This is a genomic window from Streptomyces sp. HUAS CB01 (genome assembly GCF_030406905.1).
Classification (GTDB): Bacteria; Actinomycetota; Actinomycetes; order Streptomycetales; family Streptomycetaceae; genus Streptomyces; species Streptomyces chengbuensis.
The window spans coordinates 7,927,642-7,942,516 of sequence record NZ_CP129137.1 but is presented as its reverse complement, the minus strand read 5'-3'; the positions used below and the strand labels follow the sequence as shown (position 1 = coordinate 7,942,516).

The following is a 14,875-nucleotide window of genomic DNA, read 5'->3' as shown; positions in this document are numbered from 1 at the left end:
GACTGCGGCGGAACTTGCCGCCCAGCGGCCTTGATGCCGAAGCCGGTGCTGCGTACGACGGCTGCGACGGTGACGGGGGGCCGGCGCGGGCGGCGATCTTGGCCGCGTGGGCGGCCACCGCCGTATCGGCGCGGGAACCGCTGAACAGGGCCAGGACGCTGCCCTCGGCGCGGAGGGTGAAGTGGTGGATGTGCGCCTCAGGCGAGCTCGGGGGCGTGGCGGCCGACTGTGGGTGCTGGTGGGTGGTCATGGCGTGCCCTCGTCGCGCGTGCTCGTGGCTGCAGGCTGGTGGGGCGTGGGGGGCTCCTCGTCGTGGACCCCGGCAGTACCGGCCGGGGTTTCGGCCGGCTGGCCGTCGGCTTCGGCGGGCTGGTTGCGGGTGGCGATGAGGGACCAGGTGATGGAGACGGTGATGGTGACGGCGATGACGCCGAGGGTGAGGGGGATGGGGAGCTTGCCGACGGGGGTTTCGGAGAGGATGAGCTTGACGCCGGCGAAGGCCAGCAGGACCGCGAGGCCGTAGTGCAGGTACTGGAAGCGGCGCAGGAGTCCGGCGAGGCAGAAGTAGAGGCTGCGCAGGCCGAGGACGGCGAAGGCGTTGGCGGTCCACACCAGGAAGGTGTTGGTGGTGATCGCGAGGACGGCCGCGACGGAGTCGACGGCGAAGATCAGGTCGGTGGCCTCGATCGCGACCAGCACCACGAACAGCAGCGTGGCCACTCGACGTCCGTTGATGTGACTGAAGAATTTGTCGCCGTGGAACTTCGGGTCGGTGGGGATGATCTTCTTCACCAGGCGGACGACGGGGTTCCGGTCGGGGTGGACCTCTTCGTCCTTGGAGAAGGCCATCTTCCAGCCGGTCCAGATCAGGAACGCGCCGAAGAGGTAGGCGGTCCAGAAGAACACCTGCAGCAGCTCGGCGCCGATGAAGATGAACACCAGCCGGAAGGCCAGGGCGCCGATGACGCCCCAGAAGAGGACCTTGTGCTGGTAGGCGTCAGGAACGGCGAAGAACGAGAAGACCAGCGCGAAGACGAAGACGTTGTCGATCGACAGGGCCTTCTCGATCAGGTAGCCGGCGTAGTAGGTGGAGGACACCTCCCCGCCCTGCCAGAGCAGAAGGATGACACCGAAGCCGAGCCCGATGGCGATCCAGATGCTGCTCCAGATCGCGGCCTCGCGGAAGCCGATGACGTGGTTGTCGCGGTGCGCGATCAAGTCGACGGCGAGCATCACACCGATGCCCACGGTGACGGCGGCCCACACCCACAACGGGACGGCGAACGACAGATCATTCATCGCTGAACGGTTTCCTCTCCAGGACTGTTCTCACTATCGGCGGATCACTGCGCCATACGGCGCGGTGAGGTCCACGTGGGGGGCGCGACCGCGTGGACGTAGGGGCCGCCGCGCAGGGCCGCGGCCTCAATCAGGGCGAAAGCGTCCAGGCCCTCGGGGCCGCGGCGGGAAGCCACCACCTCCGGAGCGCGGTGAAGGGTGACCAGCGCCAGCAGCTCTTTCGCGGCTGTCAGACGCGAGCCGTTCTGGGCGGGCAGATGGAAGACCTCGGGGATGTAGCCCACACGGAGCGGGCCCACCCTCGGCATGACCCGGCCCAGAACAGCCTGTACCGGCGCGGCGGCCGGCCCCAGGCCCGAGCGACGCAGGTGCGGGGGCATCACGGCGATCAGGAGCAGCGGCACGCGCCGGGCCAGCGCAATGCGCGCCGCGGCCTCGGCCACCGCCACATCGTCCACCCGGTCTGTCAGCACCGCAGCCACCGGCCGCACAAGGCCCGCCCGAGCGGGGAGGGGGGCGCCACCGCGCGGGGAGGGAGAAAGCGATCGTGTCATGGGGCTACCCGCCTTCCTTGTACCGGGAGGAATCCCCTCAAGCGTCACCCCCACCCCCGACACCCGTCAAGAGTTACGCGAAAAGTTTTTCGCTAATATCTTTTCGCTGGAAGCGTTGAAATGCGAAGCCAGGTTCGTATGATGAAGGTCATGAGTACCTCACCGGCACGCGGCGACCAATGGACGTTCCTCACCAACCACGCACGAGTGCTGCTGCGGATCGCCCGCGACCCGGAGGTACGGCTGCGCGACCTCGCTGCCGGGATCGGCATCACCGAACGCGCCGTGCAGATCATCGTCGCCGACCTGGAGGCAGCCGGGTACCTCACCCGGACCCGGGTAGGCCGCCGCAACCACTACACCGTCGACCCCACCGTCGCCCTGCGCCACCCCAACGAAGCCGACCACCCCGTCGGGGACCTCCTCACCGCCTTCCTCCACCGCGAAGACACCCCCGCCCCCGAACCGGCCTGAACGCGAACAACTCACGCCTGAAAGAAACCGCGCTCGGGCGTGGCGGCTCCCTGCCCGGACAACCCGGGCTGGGTGAACCGACGACCACCCGGCCCGCTTGCCCTCCCTCCAGCGGGTGCCGACCACGCGCCTTCGACGTCGGCGTGCCGTCATGCTGCTCGTGCCTCGTACGGGGCAAGTCCGAGACCGAAGAACGCGGGGCCCACTCCCCCGCGAAAATGCCCCGCCGGTCCGGCACTATCGACACCGAAACCCGGCTCCGCCGTCATCGACGCAGCCCAGGAGAAGACGGAAAGCGCGCTCCCACCGGCCTGACCGCGACCCCCGCCACCGCACCCCAGGCCGCACGGAACACCGGGAATCCCACGGCGAAGCAGAAGGTGTGCGCCCGTCCCGCAGCCGACGCGGACCCCACCCGCTCCCCACCACCCACGCCGCTGCCCAGAGCCGTCAGACAGCCTTTCTGCCCGGCCGCACGGGGCAGGGCCCTCACCTGCAGACCCCTGGCCCCCGGCCGCTGCGCCTTTTGTCGGCCGGCCGCTTACGCCTGTCCGGACAACAGACGCTCCAACGGCCGCCAATCCACCCGGTCCGATTCGCACCCCGGGGGAACCAGGGTGTAGGAGATGGCGAGCCACTCCCTCAGCCCGGCGGCGTCCAACAGGAAGACCGCGCGCCCAGCGGGAGGACCGATCTGCAGCATCACCTGCCCGCCGCCGGGCGGCCCGGGTGCGGGCCAGAGCTGCACCTCACCAACACCGGCGCGACACCGCATACCGGTGGCGAGAAGATCACGCTCCACGTACCAGGAGACACCGCGATGGCGCTCGGGATCCGGATGGAACACGATCCGCGCCGCATACGGGTCCCGGCTCGTGTAATGAAACGAGGCCACGATCGGCAGAAGCGCCCCATTCCGCATCTGCACGACCTCGGTCCACCAGACCGCCTCATGCCTTTCCCGCACACCACCGCTCCCTCACCACGAACACGGCCCGCGCAGGACCACCAGACCGGACACGAGACTGTGCCCGACCCGACCGGCTCCGCTGGTACCCGCCGGCGGAGCCCGGCCGGTAGAACGCCGAGCCCAGGCAGCGGCGCGGGTACCCCCACCAATCAGGGTGGAAACTGCGCCCGGCGCCGCTGCGGTCGCTGCCTGTCGGCGGCCGCGCCCGCAACCGGCCATGGTCGGCATGCGGACCGTCTGGGTACTTCGATGGGGCACCAGCAGAACAGTGGCGCCGCCAGGAGCCCATGTGAATCCCAGCCACGATGGATTTTCTCTACAGACGATGAGTGGGTTTCTGCTGCGAACGCACCGAGAAGAGTGGCTTCCCGGATTGAATCCGCGCCTGGCGGACGGACGCTGACCCGTCGGCACCGATCAACGGGCGGGGTGCATGACCGACAAGCCCCCAGCGCCGTGGCGTTGCCGATGGCGACAGCCCTGCCGCCATCGCTCACGCCCGTGGCGTCGCCCGCGCCTTTGTCACCGGGAGCCCCGCTGCGGCTGCCGGGACCGCGGAGACACTCGCCCTCGTGGTCTCCGAGCTCGCCACCAACGCGCAACGGCGCATGCCGAGGCCACTGGCACCCGTTCTATTCCGTGGAGGCCGACGAGGCACGGTCCTGGTGCTATGTGGACGAACTCTTGCCGGCACGCGCCGACTGAGGGGCCTGCACTCCGGTCGCAGGGCGAGGAGCCGGCGTCGTGCGGTCTTCAGGCCGAACGTGTGGCAGCGACGAGGAAGAACGCGGAGCCGGGCGACGAGCGAGCTTTCCGGGCGAAGCGTGCGCATATCCGTTTGCTGTCCCGACGCTTCGGGGACCTCGTTGGCTATGGGTGAATACAGCGACAGCATTACCGTGCATGTACCGCCGGACCGGCTCTTTGCCTATCTGTCTGATGTGGAGCATCTGCCCTCCTACATGCCGCGCCTGACTTCCGTCCACCCCCATGACGGTGACCACGTCACCGTCACCGCCCATATCGAGCCCGCCGACGCCCCGGAGCAGGACGTGACCAGCGAAGCGTGGCTGCATGTGGTCGAGGAGGGCAAGAGCCTGGAGTGGGGCGCCCCCGGTCCGCACGACTACCGGGGTCGGTTGCACGTGGACGAAGGAGAGGACGCCGGCACCTGCCGACTGACGGTGGAGTTGCACACCGAGCACACGGGGGGCGCGCAGGTCCACCGCGGCCTGAAAGAGGCACTGACCGGTATCAAGCGGGCGGCGGAGAGCGCTGGACGGTGAGTCGGGGCGTCGCGGCCGTTTCCGTCGGCCTTGCGCGAGTGTGCTGAGCGGATGGGGCGCCTGGCGTGAGCCTGGGCCGCCGGCGTTCTCGGCCGGGCCGTGGGCGCGGGCCGGGAGGTGTGCTGCGATCGTCAACACTGCCGACGGGTGACGTGTCACGACCTGCCTCGCATCAGGAGGCGGGCCCGCCCGTACTGGTGGACGACTGCCTTCCGGCCGGCGACAGACGGCGGGCGCCGCCCCGTAGCTGCGGTCACCCGGAGCGACGCTCGCGACGTACGGACGGGGAGAACAGCGCCGACTGCTGCTGCACACGTACGGTTGTCGGGACGTTGTGTCGAGGTTCCCGGTGCGTGCATCATGTCGGGCCTTCGCGCTCCGCCACATCTCAGTCGATGAGCTGCTCGGACCAGATCGTCTTGCGGTTCTGGCCATGGCGGCAGCCCCAGCGCTCCGCGAGTTGGGCGACAAGGAACAAGCCGCGCCCTCCCTCGTCGGTGGTGTGCGCGCGCCGTAGGCGAGGCTGTGTGCTGCTGGAGTCGGTGACCTCGCACACCAGGACGTCGTGGCGGATCAGGCGGAGGTCCATGGGAAGACGACCGTAGCGGATGGCGTTGGTGACCAGTTCGCTGACGATGAGTTCGGTGGCGAACAGCAGGTCTTTGAGCCCCCACGTGGTGAGTTGGCCGGTTGTCCATTCTCGGGCCTTGGAGACGGCGGCAGGGTCGGCCGGGATTTCCCAGTGAGCGGTGTCCTCCGCCGGGACGGCGCGGGTACGGGCCAGGAGCAGGGTCGCGTCGTCGCGCGGCGTCTGGTCGACCAGGCCGGCGAGGAGAGCCTGGCCGGTTTCGTCCAGAGCACGATCCGGGCGGCAGGACGCGGCGAGGGCATCCGTCAGGTGCCGCAGGCCTTGGCCGATGTCGCGGTCGTGCTGTTCGACCAGGCCGTCGGTGTAGAGGGCGAGGACGCTGCCCGGCTCCAGGTCGATCGTGGTGGTCTCGTACGGCAGGCCGCCGATGGCGAGTGGTGGTCCCGGGGAGATTCTGACGGCTTCGGCGGTCCCGTCGGGCCGAACCAGGACGGGTGGCGGGTGCCCGGCACTGGCCATGGCGCAGCGCCTGGTGACCGGGTCGTAGACCGCGTACAGGCATGTGCCGCCGACGATGTCGTGGTCGCCGGGCGGTGCTTCGGCCGCGAGGCGCTGGACCAGGTCGGCGATCCGGGTGAGCAACTCGTCCGGTTCGAGTTCCAGGTCCGCGAGCGTCTGGATGGCGGCGCGCAGGCGGCCCATGGTGGCGCTGGCGCGCATGCCGTGGCCGACCACGTCCCCGGCGACAAGGGCCAGCCGGAGAGAGGGCAGAGCGATGGCGTCGTACCAGTCGCCGCTGATTTCGGCTCCGCCGCCTGCGGGCAGGTAGGCGCCGGCGGTCTCGGCTGCCGGAGTGTCGGTCGTGGCCGGCGGAAGAAGCAGCTGCTGCAGACCTGCGGCGGCCCTGTGCTCGCGCGTGTAACGGCGGGCGTTGTCGATGGCGAGGGCACCTCGTGAGGCGATCTGCGTCATGAGAGCAGCCTCGTCCTCGGTGAAGGGGTCGGACCGGCCGCAGCGCCAGGCCGATATGGCACCGAGCGTGAGCCCGCGGGCATGCAGTGGTGCCACCATCACCGAATGGGCGTCCGTCGGGACGAGATACTCGACCAGCTGGGGGTCGCCGACCATGGCGGTGAAGTCGTCGAGGCCGAGGACGACCGTCTCGCCGTGCCGGAACCTGCGCACCGTGGGGTGGTCGGGAAGGAGCGGGATGGGATCGCCCCGTTTGATGCCGGCCGGCCACACCGCGATGGCCGGAGCAAGAGCCGCGTTGCCCATGTCTCCACCGCCCAGCCGCTTCACGGGCTCTTCCCCATCGAAAACGGGGTGAGCAAGGTCGACGGCGGCGAGATCTCCGAACGTGGGTGCGAGAACGTCCGCGAGGTCCTGCGCAGTGCGCACGACATCCAGGGATCCTCCCACCCGCTCGGCCACCTCGCGGGCGAGATCCAGATGACGGCGGGCACGAAGATGATCGGCGCCGTCGATGTACAGGGCAGCGACCCCTGTCGGGCGCCCCCGCGTGTCCTCCAGACGGAAGGCGGACAGCGACAGCACGTGCCGCCGCGCCGGATCGTGTTGCCAGCTCACTTGCTGGTTCCTGCGGACCACCGGGACACCCGTCTCGAGCACCTGGCGCAGTACTGCCTCGAGGCTCTCGGCGTCCTCGGCGCACAGCACGTCGCACAGCCGGGTGCCGGGCTGCACCGGACGGCCGCCGGGAGTGTCCGGCGTGGCGTTCGTCTGCACAGTGGTGAGATCCGTGTCGTGCAGGGCGATCGTGATCCGGTTCTGTGCGGACAGCGCGCGCAGGAGCGCTGCGCCCTGCTCGTGGTCGGCGACGTGGTGCGTGGGGGCGGCCAGGACGAGGACCTCCGCCGAGCCCTCGACCTTCGTGGTTCGGAAAGTGACATCGATGGTGTCGCCGCGCTGGTGCCACAGCCGCACCCTGCCGGATGCCGGCATCTCCGTGGCGCCGCGCAGGTCCTCCGGGAGGTCGGCCACCAGTTCCCGCACGGGCCGGCCGCAGACCTCCTCGGCGGGGAACCCCGTCATGTCCTGCGCTGTCCCGGTCCACCGCACCACCGCGCCTCGCTTGTCGAGCACGGCGGCTGCCAGGCCGTAGAAGGCGGGCAACCAGCCGCTGGGAACGGAACCGGAGATGCCTGCCGCTTCTCGGGAGACATCTGCAGGGCAGGCGTTCTTGACATTTTCTGTATGCATGTCCATGGCTTCCTTGCGAGAGCTCGCGGCTCTGGAGATATCGGAATGCGGTGGTGGCCGACGGCAGCGCGTCACATCGCGGCTGTGGAGGGCAGGTCCTGTTCGGCCCAGACGACCTTGCCGTCCGCGCCGGAGCGTGAGCCCCACCTACGGGACAACTGCGAGACGAGGAAGAGACCGCGGCCGTTCTCGTCGAGGGTGTCGGGATGACGCGGACGTGGGTGGCTGGTGCTGCCATCGGACACTTCGCAGGTCAGAACCTGGTGCTGGATGAGCCGTAGGCGGCTCGGTCCCTCGCCGTGGCGGATGGCGTTGGTGACGAGTTCGCTGACGATCAGCTCCACATTGGTCACCAGATGCTCAAGCCCCCATTCGCTGAGCTGACAGGCGGCCACCTGCCGGGCGGTACGGACGGCGGTCGGCTCGTCCACGAGGTCCCACGAGGCGACCTGGGCCGGTTCGAGTGCGCGAGTTCGTGCAAGGAGCAAGGTGACATCGTCGGCCGGGGGCTGAGCCGGCAAGGTCTCGATCACCTGCGAGCACAGGTCTTCCAGGGATCCACCGGTCTGTGCCAGGGCGGCGCCCAGGCGATCCAGGCCCGCGTCGATGTCGTCGTCACGGGCCTCGACCAGACCATCGGTGTAGAGCGCGAGGAGTGTTCCCTCGGGCAGTTCCAGTTCCACGGACTCGAAGGGGACCAGACCGAGGCCGAGGCCGAGCGGGGCTCCGGCGGGCATGTCGGGGAAAACGACATGGCCCTGCGGGTCGATGATCGCAGGCGGCGGATGTCCGGCCCGCGCCATCGTGCACCGTCGGGTGACCGGGTCGTATACGGCATACAGACAGGTGGCACCCACCGCCGCGGGGACATGGTCCGGAGCGTCCGCGTCTTCCTCGCTCAGCCGCTTGACCGTGTCGTCGAGGCGCGTCAGGAGTTCATGGGGAGGCAGTTCCATGTCCGCGAGCGTGCGGACGGCGGTGCGCAGTCGGCCCATCGTCGCCGCGGCGTTGATGCCGTGTCCGACCACATCTCCGACGACCAGAGCCACCCGGGCGCCAGACAGCTTGATCACGTCGAACCAGTCGCCCCCCACGCCGTGCTCCGTGTCAGCCGGCACATAGTGCGAGGCCACGTCGAGGGCGGCACCACCATGTACACGGTGGGGCAGCAGGTCGCGTTGAAGCGTCAGGGCCGCGGTGCGTTGGCGAGCGTACTGGAGAGCGTTGTCCAGGCTGAGCGCGGCCCGGGTGACGAGCTCCTCGGCCAGGAGCAGGTCATCGTCCTGGAACGGTGTCAGTTCCGCGGAGCGGCCGAACAGAGCCAGTCCCAGCACGCAACGCCGCGCACGGATGGGCACGACCATCAGAGAATGGATGCCGCTGTCACGGACCTTCTGCGCCCGCGTCGGGTCGTGGTCGACCCATGGGCCGGCGTGGGTGTCCAGCACCGGTTCCAGGTGAGATTTGCCCGTGCGCAAGGCGGCCCCGAATGACGAGCCCGGGGGAACGTGGATCACCTCTTCGCGCACTGCCGGCAACTCGAGGACACCCAGGTCGACGGAAGCCACCCCGGCACGGCGCAGCACAGGGCGGCGGCCGCTCGTGGCGACGATCCGTGCGGAGGGCTCGAGTCCGAACGGAACCGACTCCAACAGGTCGACGACGGCGATGTCGGCCAGCAGGGGTACGGCAAGGTCGGCCAGTTCCTGACCGGTCTTCATGAAATCAAGGGTGCTGCCGATGCGTGTGCCGGCTTCGCTGAGGATGGCCAGGCGCTCCCGGGCCCGCCGGTTGCCGGTGACGTCCACGCTCATGGCGCACACCCCCATCGCCTGGCCGCTTGCATCCTGAAGGCAGAAGAACGAGGCCGAGAACGCGTGTTCCCGACGCCTGTCCGCCGACGACCACACCCGGTACTCGTGGACCATGGTGCTGCCGCTGTTCAGTACCTGCCGCATCACCACCTCGAGGGCCTCGGCTTCGACGGCGGGCAGTGCATCCCGCAGCCTGCGTCCGAACCGTCGGCCACGAGGAGTGCCGTCGTGGCGCTCCATGGCGTCGTTCACCCAGGTACAGCGCAGCTCGGGGTCGTAGACGGCGATGCCTACCGGTGCGTGGGCAAGAAGGGACTCCCGCACAGGTCCGTTGGACGCCTCCGAGGACAGGGTGCCAATGTCGGTCACGGACACCAGCCACCGGGTACCGGCGTCCTGACCCCACAGGAGTGAGATCCGCAGCGTCATTCTGATGGTGTGGCCGTCCCGGTGGCGGACCATCACGGTGCCCGACCAGCCATCCTGGGCATGGCGCCGCTCGGCGAACGCCGAAGCACGCGAAGCCTCCTCGGCGGGCGGCAGCACGTATGCGGCGGAGCGGCCCACCACTTCCCCGGCCGTGTACCCGACAAGCTGCTCGGCGGCGTGCGTCCACCCCACCACGATCCCCTCCGCATCGAGCATCGCAATTGCGGCGTCGGGTATCTCTCGGGGATTCACCGGCCCGGCGAGCGGCGTGCGGTCGGTGTTGGTCATCGCGTTTCATCCCATCGGTGCGGAGGTGTGAGGGAGCGTCGGCCTGCGGCGTGAGGGTCGATCTTGAGCCGTGGTGGCCGGGGTGAGGATCGCCCCGTGGGACCGGTTCAGCGGCTCACCAGCACGGCTGCTGCCAGGTGGGCCGTTTTGCCCATATCTGATGAAAGTGTCAGATATGGTCGCTCCATCGTCAAGCCCCCCACTGCTGATCGATTCATCAAGTTTGATCGCGCAGGGAGGTGGGGTGGACACGATGGGTCGGCTAGTGCGATGATGAATCCATCAGAAATGCTGCTCTTATTCACGGAGCATGCCGATGTCAGCCTCACGCAGGAACCGATTCGAACGCCGTCGTGCCGAGACCCGGCAGGCGCTCGTCCGCGCCGCGCGGCAGATCCTGGCCGAGTCCGGCCACACCAGCGCCAGCATCCATGCCATCGCGGAGCGCGCTGACGTTGGCTTCGGCTCCTTCTACAACCACTTCGCAGGCAAGCCGGACCTGTTCGACGCAGCCGTGGCCGATGCACTTGAGGAGTACTCCCAAGCCGTTGACGAGCGCCTGCAGAGCGTCGACGATCCCGCCGAGCGCGTCGCCGGGGGCCTGCGGCTCAGCGCACGCATGGCCGATTCGTACCCGGAGATCATGCGGATCCTGTGCCACAGCGAGCTCGGTCGCCTATGCGCCGGCCGGGGACTCGCTCCGCGTGCGCAGCGTGACGTGGCTCAGGGCATTGCCTCGGGCCGATTCACGGTGGCCGACCCCATGATCGCCTTGACCGCTCTGAACGGCAGCCTGCTGGCGCTCCTGGAGCTGTGGTTCAGCCGGCCCGAGGCGGACAGCGACCAGGCTGCAGGGGTAATGGCCGAGATGCTTCTGCACATGCTCGGCCTCTCCCCGGATGAGGCCCGTGACCTCGCCCGGCGGCCTCTTCCCGCTGCAGCGTGACGAGGAACCAACCTCAGAGCCGGATCGGCAAATGATGGGGTCCACGAAGCATGGCGTTCTGCCGGTAGGGAGGCGCGGGTCCTGGACCAGGCCTGCCGTGCCGAGGTGGGGGAGCAGCGCGCCGAGCGCTGAGAGGGCCTCAACGCGGGCGAGGGGTCCGCCATAGCACAGGTGAATCCCGCTCCCGAAGCCGAGGTGCTGGTTGTCCGGGCGGGTGGGGTCGAACCGGTCGGGCTCGTGAAACCGCTTGGGGTCGCGGTTGCCCGATGCCAGCACCAGAACGACGGACGTGCCTTCGGGGACCGTGGTGCCGGCGACGTGGATGTCGGCGAGCGGGATGCGCTCGCGCATGTGGACCGGGGGCTCGAAGCGCAGCAGCTCCTCCACCGCTTGCGGCAGCAGGCCGGGATCGCGACGCAGCTGGTCCAGATGCTCGGGTTGGCGCAGCAGGGTGAGGACGCCGTTGGTGATCAGGTTGACCGTGGTCTCATGTCCGGCGATGAGCAGTAGCACGGCGGTTTCCGCGAGTTCTTCCTGGCTGAGCCGCAGGGTCGGATCCGGCTCGTTGACGAAGGCGGAGAGCATGTCGTCGCCCGGCCGGCCTCGGCGCTGCTCGGCGAGGTTCACCAGGTACCCGCCCATCTCGATCCGCGCCTGATCGCCGGCCTTGTCAGTCTCGGTGGAGTCCTCTCCGGGCCTGACGTCGGCGGCTGCCACCAGAGCATCGGACCAGGCCCGGAACAGCGGCTCGCCCTCGGGCGGCACCCCGAGCAGGCGGCAGATCACCGTGACGGGCAGCGGGTAGGCGAAATCGTCGACCACGTCGATCTGCCGGCCCGCCTCGAAGGACTTCATCAGTTCCTTGGTGATCTCGTCGATCTCGCCGCGCATCGCGTCGACCCGGCCCGGGCTGTGCGGGGGGCCGAAGGGCCGCATGGCCAGGGTGCGCAGCCTGTGGTGCTCGGGGTCGTCGAGCCGCAGGAACGGCGGCTTGTGGGTCACCTCGCCGCGGGACAGTTCCGCACCGGTGAAGCTGCCGTTCCCGTACAGGGCGGTGACTGTCACCCCAGTGCGCAGGTCCACGCCGTGGTTGCACTGCATGACGGCCGCGAGCTTCGACAGAGTGCCACCGAGCGCGCCCACCAGGGGTGCGGGACCGCATTCGGCGACCGTGACATCGAGGCCCCGTTCCCGGCAGGCCGAGGCGACCGACAGCATCCTCAAGCTGTACCGTTCCGCATTGACGGTCGGTGCGGAGTGGGAACCGAATCTCGCGGACCTGGCCGCACCGTCCCTGGTGTTCTGGGGGGCGTTCGACCCGGTCTGCCCCGTCGAGTTCGGCGAGAAGATGGCCGCGTCCGTACGCGCCACCTGTTTTCTGAGGCTGGACAGCAGCCACTGGACGCCGATCCAGAAGCCGGTTGAGGTCGCCACCGCCCTCGAGGAACACTGGAACAGGTCCCGGGGGTAACCGGCGCGCCCCGCCTAGTGTTCCGGTCCGGAGATCCTGTCGCAGTAGCGGCAGATCCGGTCGACGATCTGGTCTGCGGTCTTGGTCCATTTGAAGGGCCGCGCGTTGTCGTTCCAGTTCTTGATCCAGTCCTCGATCGCGGTCTTGAGCTCGTCGAGCGAGCAGAACACACCGCGTTCGAGGCAGCGCCGCTCGCTCGGCGAACCACCGCTCGACCTGGTTGATCCAGGACGAGTAAGACGTCGTCTCATTTGGAGTGCTGGGTAGTCTGCACCGTGTGGTGATGGTCGAGCGCATGGTGCCGGACGAGTTGTGGGATCTGTTTCAGCGGGTGGTCCCACCTGCTCCATCGCGGCCCCAGGGCGGCGGTCGGCGCCGGTACGGCGATCGCGAGGTTCTGGCCGCGATCATCTTCGTGGCCACGACGGGCTGCACTTGGCGGCAGCTGCCGCCGGTCTTCGGCCCCTCGGGGCCGACCGCGCACCGCCGCTTCACCGAGTGGAGTGCCGCCCGGGTCTGGGCGAAGCTGCACCGCCTCATCCTCGACGAGCTGGGTGCGCGCGGGGAGCTGGATTGGTCGCGCTGCGCGATCGACTCGGTGAACATGCGGGCCCTGAAAGGGGGGACCTGACAGGTCCGAATCCTGTAGACCGGGGCAAGAAGGGTTCGAAGATCCACTTGATCACCGAGCGGACCGGTTTACCCCTCTCCATCGGGATCTCCGGCGCGAACCTGCACGACAGCCAGGCACTCGAGCCGATCGTGCGCGGCATCCCGCCGATCCGCTCCCGCCGCGGCCCGCGCAGACGACGGCCCGCCAAGCTGCACGCGGACAAGGGCTACGACTACGACCACCTGCGCCGATGGCTACGCAAACGAGGCATCCGGCACCGCATTGCCCGCAAGGGCATCGAGTCCTCAACCCGGCTGGGCCGGCATCGCTGGACGATCGAGCGCACGATGTCCTGGCTGGGCGGCTGCCGCCGTTTGCACCGCCGCTACGAACGCAAGGCCGACCACTTCCTGGCCTTCACCGCCATCGCCTGCAGCCTCATCTGCTACCGCAGACTCACCAAATGAGACGACGTCTAAGTCGGGGTGAAGTGCAGCTCGAACCGGGGGTGCGCGAGCAGCCACTTGTGCACCACCGGGGACTTGTGGGCGGAGAGGTTGTCGCAGATGACATGGACCGCCAGGCCGGGATCGGTCTGGCGGTCGATCTCGTCGAGGAAGTCCCGGAAGTCGACGGCCCGGTGCTGCGCGGACAGTGTTCCGATCACCTTGCCGGTGGCGGTGTGCAGGGCGGCGAACAGGTCCACGGGGGCCTTGACCCCGGCTTTTGAACACGTCTATGCGGCTCGGTCCAGGGTAGTTGACGTCAGATGGAAGGTGTTCTCGAAGGCGACCGGAGACCTCTGACCGAGGTGGGAATGCCGGCGTTGGGTGTTGTATCGCGTCAGCCAGCGGAAGGCGTCGAGTCTCGCCTCGCGCTCGCTGGGCCAGCCCTTCCGGCCTTTGAGGGTCTCTCTCTTGAAGGCTGCGTTGAACGACTCGGCGGCGGCGTTGTCCGCGCTGGACCCGACCGCGCTCATGCTCTGCCGGACCCCTGCTGACCTGCAGACTTCGGCAAAGGCTCTGCTCGTATATTGACCGGATTCGAAGAACACGGGGATTCCCGTCTCGACTCTGAATTGCGCATGGGCCGACATCTCCTTGCCGCAGTCCCAGGTCAGTGAGCCTTTTCCATCCTCACTCTGAGCTGGCCAGATGCAGGGCGAGGACGGCCCGGACGAGGCTGGTGACGCGGGCGGTCGAGCACCGGAGCTTGCGGAGGAGCCGCCAGGATTTGAGGGTGGCCATGGCCTGCTCGACGAGTGCGCGAATCTTCGCGTGGGACCGGTTGACGGCCTGCTGACCGGTGGAAAGGGTTTCCCAGCGGCCCCAGTAGGGGGTGCGAACGGTCCCGCCGACACCCCGATATGCCTTGTCCGCCCAGCACTTGATGTCGGCTGCGGCAAGGGCGTCGACGATGCCGTGCTCGCGGGCCGCGCGGACATCGTGGACGGCGCCGGGCAGGGCCGGCGAGGCCCACAGCAGCCGGCCGAAGGGATCCGTGAGGACCTGCAGGTTCATCCCGTGTTTCTTGTGTTTCCCGGAGTAGAAGGGCCGGTCCGCGGCGATGCGGTCGGTCGGCAGGAGTGTGCCGTCGAGGATCACGAACGCCTTCGTCGACGCGACCCGGATCGCGTCGGCCAGGGTGGGCGCGAGGCCTGCCAGGAGTTCGACAGCCTCGGTGGCATACCGGTAGGCGGTCGTGGTTCCGATACCGAATCCGGCCGCGAGCTGGGCATACGTGTTTCCCATCCGCAGGTGGGCGAGTGCGAGCAGGGCCTGGCGGCCGGGGTTCAGACGCCTCCAGCGGGAGCCGATCGCGCGACGGTGCTGCCGCAGACGGGCGGACAGAAAGCGCAGGGCAGAGCTGGACACGTCGACGCCCGAAGGGTAGACAAGCATGCGAAGCCTCTGGTGGAG

12 protein-coding genes and 3 pseudogenes are annotated in these 14,875 nt (G+C 68.7%); 5 read left to right on the top strand and 10 right to left on the bottom strand.

Features of this window, described 5'->3' with window-relative positions; genetic code table 11:
- Positions 1 to 246 precede the first annotated feature (246 nt).
- Positions 247 to 1,299 (bottom strand): TerC family protein, encoded by a 1,053-nt coding sequence (locus QRN89_RS34760; protein ID WP_290353382.1) that lies wholly within the window; start codon positions 1,297 to 1,299, stop codon positions 247 to 249.
- A 44-nt stretch (positions 1,300 to 1,343) separates the two neighbouring features.
- Positions 1,344 to 1,781 (bottom strand): universal stress protein, encoded by a 438-nt coding sequence (locus QRN89_RS34755; RefSeq protein ID WP_290353380.1) that lies wholly within the window; start codon positions 1,779 to 1,781, stop codon positions 1,344 to 1,346.
- Positions 1,782 to 2,003: 222 nt separating this feature from the next.
- On the opposite strand from QRN89_RS34755, the gene QRN89_RS34750 reads away from it, so the two are divergent.
- Entirely contained in the window at positions 2,004 to 2,327 is a 324-nt protein-coding gene (locus tag QRN89_RS34750) for a helix-turn-helix transcriptional regulator (protein ID WP_290353379.1), read from the top strand.
- Positions 2,328 to 2,868: 541 nt separating this feature from the next.
- Here QRN89_RS34750 and QRN89_RS34745 read toward each other — a convergent pair.
- Complete coding sequence (locus tag QRN89_RS34745) at positions 2,869 to 3,294, bottom strand: SsgA family sporulation/cell division regulator (RefSeq protein WP_290353376.1); 426 nt, start codon at positions 3,292 to 3,294, stop codon at positions 2,869 to 2,871.
- 875 nt (positions 3,295 to 4,169) lie between these two features.
- Here QRN89_RS34745 and QRN89_RS34740 point away from each other — a divergent pair.
- Complete coding sequence (locus QRN89_RS34740; protein ID WP_290353373.1) at positions 4,170 to 4,583, top strand: SRPBCC family protein; 414 nt, start codon at positions 4,170 to 4,172, stop codon at positions 4,581 to 4,583.
- Between the two features lie 388 nt (positions 4,584 to 4,971).
- On the opposite strand, the gene QRN89_RS34735 is transcribed toward QRN89_RS34740, so the two are convergent.
- Both QRN89_RS34735 and QRN89_RS34730 read right to left on the bottom strand, forming a co-directional pair.
- Positions 4,972 to 7,395: an ATP-binding SpoIIE family protein phosphatase gene (locus QRN89_RS34735; protein WP_290353371.1), complete on the bottom strand. Its 2,424-nt coding sequence runs from the start codon at positions 7,393 to 7,395 to the stop codon at positions 4,972 to 4,974.
- A 71-nt stretch (positions 7,396 to 7,466) separates the two neighbouring features.
- Positions 7,467 to 9,926 (bottom strand): SpoIIE family protein phosphatase, encoded by a 2,460-nt coding sequence (locus tag QRN89_RS34730; protein ID WP_290353369.1) that lies wholly within the window; start codon positions 9,924 to 9,926, stop codon positions 7,467 to 7,469.
- 310 nt (positions 9,927 to 10,236) lie between these two features.
- Here QRN89_RS34730 and QRN89_RS34725 point away from each other — a divergent pair, with 310 nt between their 5' ends.
- Entirely contained in the window at positions 10,237 to 10,872 is a 636-nt protein-coding gene (locus tag QRN89_RS34725) for a TetR/AcrR family transcriptional regulator (protein ID WP_290353368.1), read from the top strand.
- A 13-nt stretch (positions 10,873 to 10,885) separates the two neighbouring features.
- On the opposite strand, the pseudogene QRN89_RS34720 reads toward QRN89_RS34725, so the two are convergent.
- A pseudogene (locus QRN89_RS34720) lies at positions 10,886 to 11,862 on the bottom strand (cytochrome P450); the annotation flags it as partial.
- Positions 11,863 to 12,112: 250 nt separating this feature from the next.
- Here QRN89_RS34720 and QRN89_RS34715 point away from each other — a divergent pair.
- Positions 12,113 to 12,343 (top strand): alpha/beta fold hydrolase, encoded by a 231-nt coding sequence (locus QRN89_RS34715; protein ID WP_290353367.1) that lies wholly within the window; start codon positions 12,113 to 12,115, stop codon positions 12,341 to 12,343.
- 14 nt (positions 12,344 to 12,357) lie between these two features.
- Here the strand turns inward: QRN89_RS34715 and QRN89_RS34710 are convergent, their stop codons facing one another.
- Positions 12,358 to 12,594 carry a hypothetical protein gene (locus QRN89_RS34710; protein WP_290353366.1) on the bottom strand — a complete coding sequence of 79 codons (237 nt, stop codon included), beginning with the start codon at positions 12,592 to 12,594 and terminating at the stop codon, positions 12,358 to 12,360.
- Positions 12,595 to 12,626: 32 nt separating this feature from the next.
- On the opposite strand from QRN89_RS34710, the gene QRN89_RS34705 reads away from it, so the two are divergent.
- A protein-coding gene (locus QRN89_RS34705) for an IS5 family transposase (protein ID WP_290353974.1) occupies positions 12,627 to 13,423 on the top strand; the annotation gives its coding sequence in 2 pieces (ribosomal slippage) (positions 12,627 to 12,962 and positions 12,965 to 13,423; 795 coding nt in all).
- A gap of 11 nt (positions 13,424 to 13,434) precedes the next feature.
- Here QRN89_RS34705 and QRN89_RS34700 read toward each other — a convergent pair.
- From QRN89_RS34700 to QRN89_RS34690, 3 genes and pseudogenes are all read right to left on the bottom strand, one after another.
- Positions 13,435 to 13,659, bottom strand: a pseudogene (locus QRN89_RS34700) (transposase); the annotation flags it as partial.
- A gap of 33 nt (positions 13,660 to 13,692) precedes the next feature.
- Positions 13,693 to 13,992: pseudogene (locus QRN89_RS34695) on the bottom strand (integrase core domain-containing protein); the annotation flags it as partial.
- 100 nt (positions 13,993 to 14,092) lie between these two features.
- The gene (locus QRN89_RS34690; protein ID WP_290353365.1) at positions 14,093 to 14,857 is read right to left on the bottom strand and encodes an IS5 family transposase; all 765 of its coding nucleotides are present in this window, start codon (positions 14,855 to 14,857) and stop codon (positions 14,093 to 14,095) included.
- Between the last annotated feature and the right edge of the window lie 18 nt (positions 14,858 to 14,875).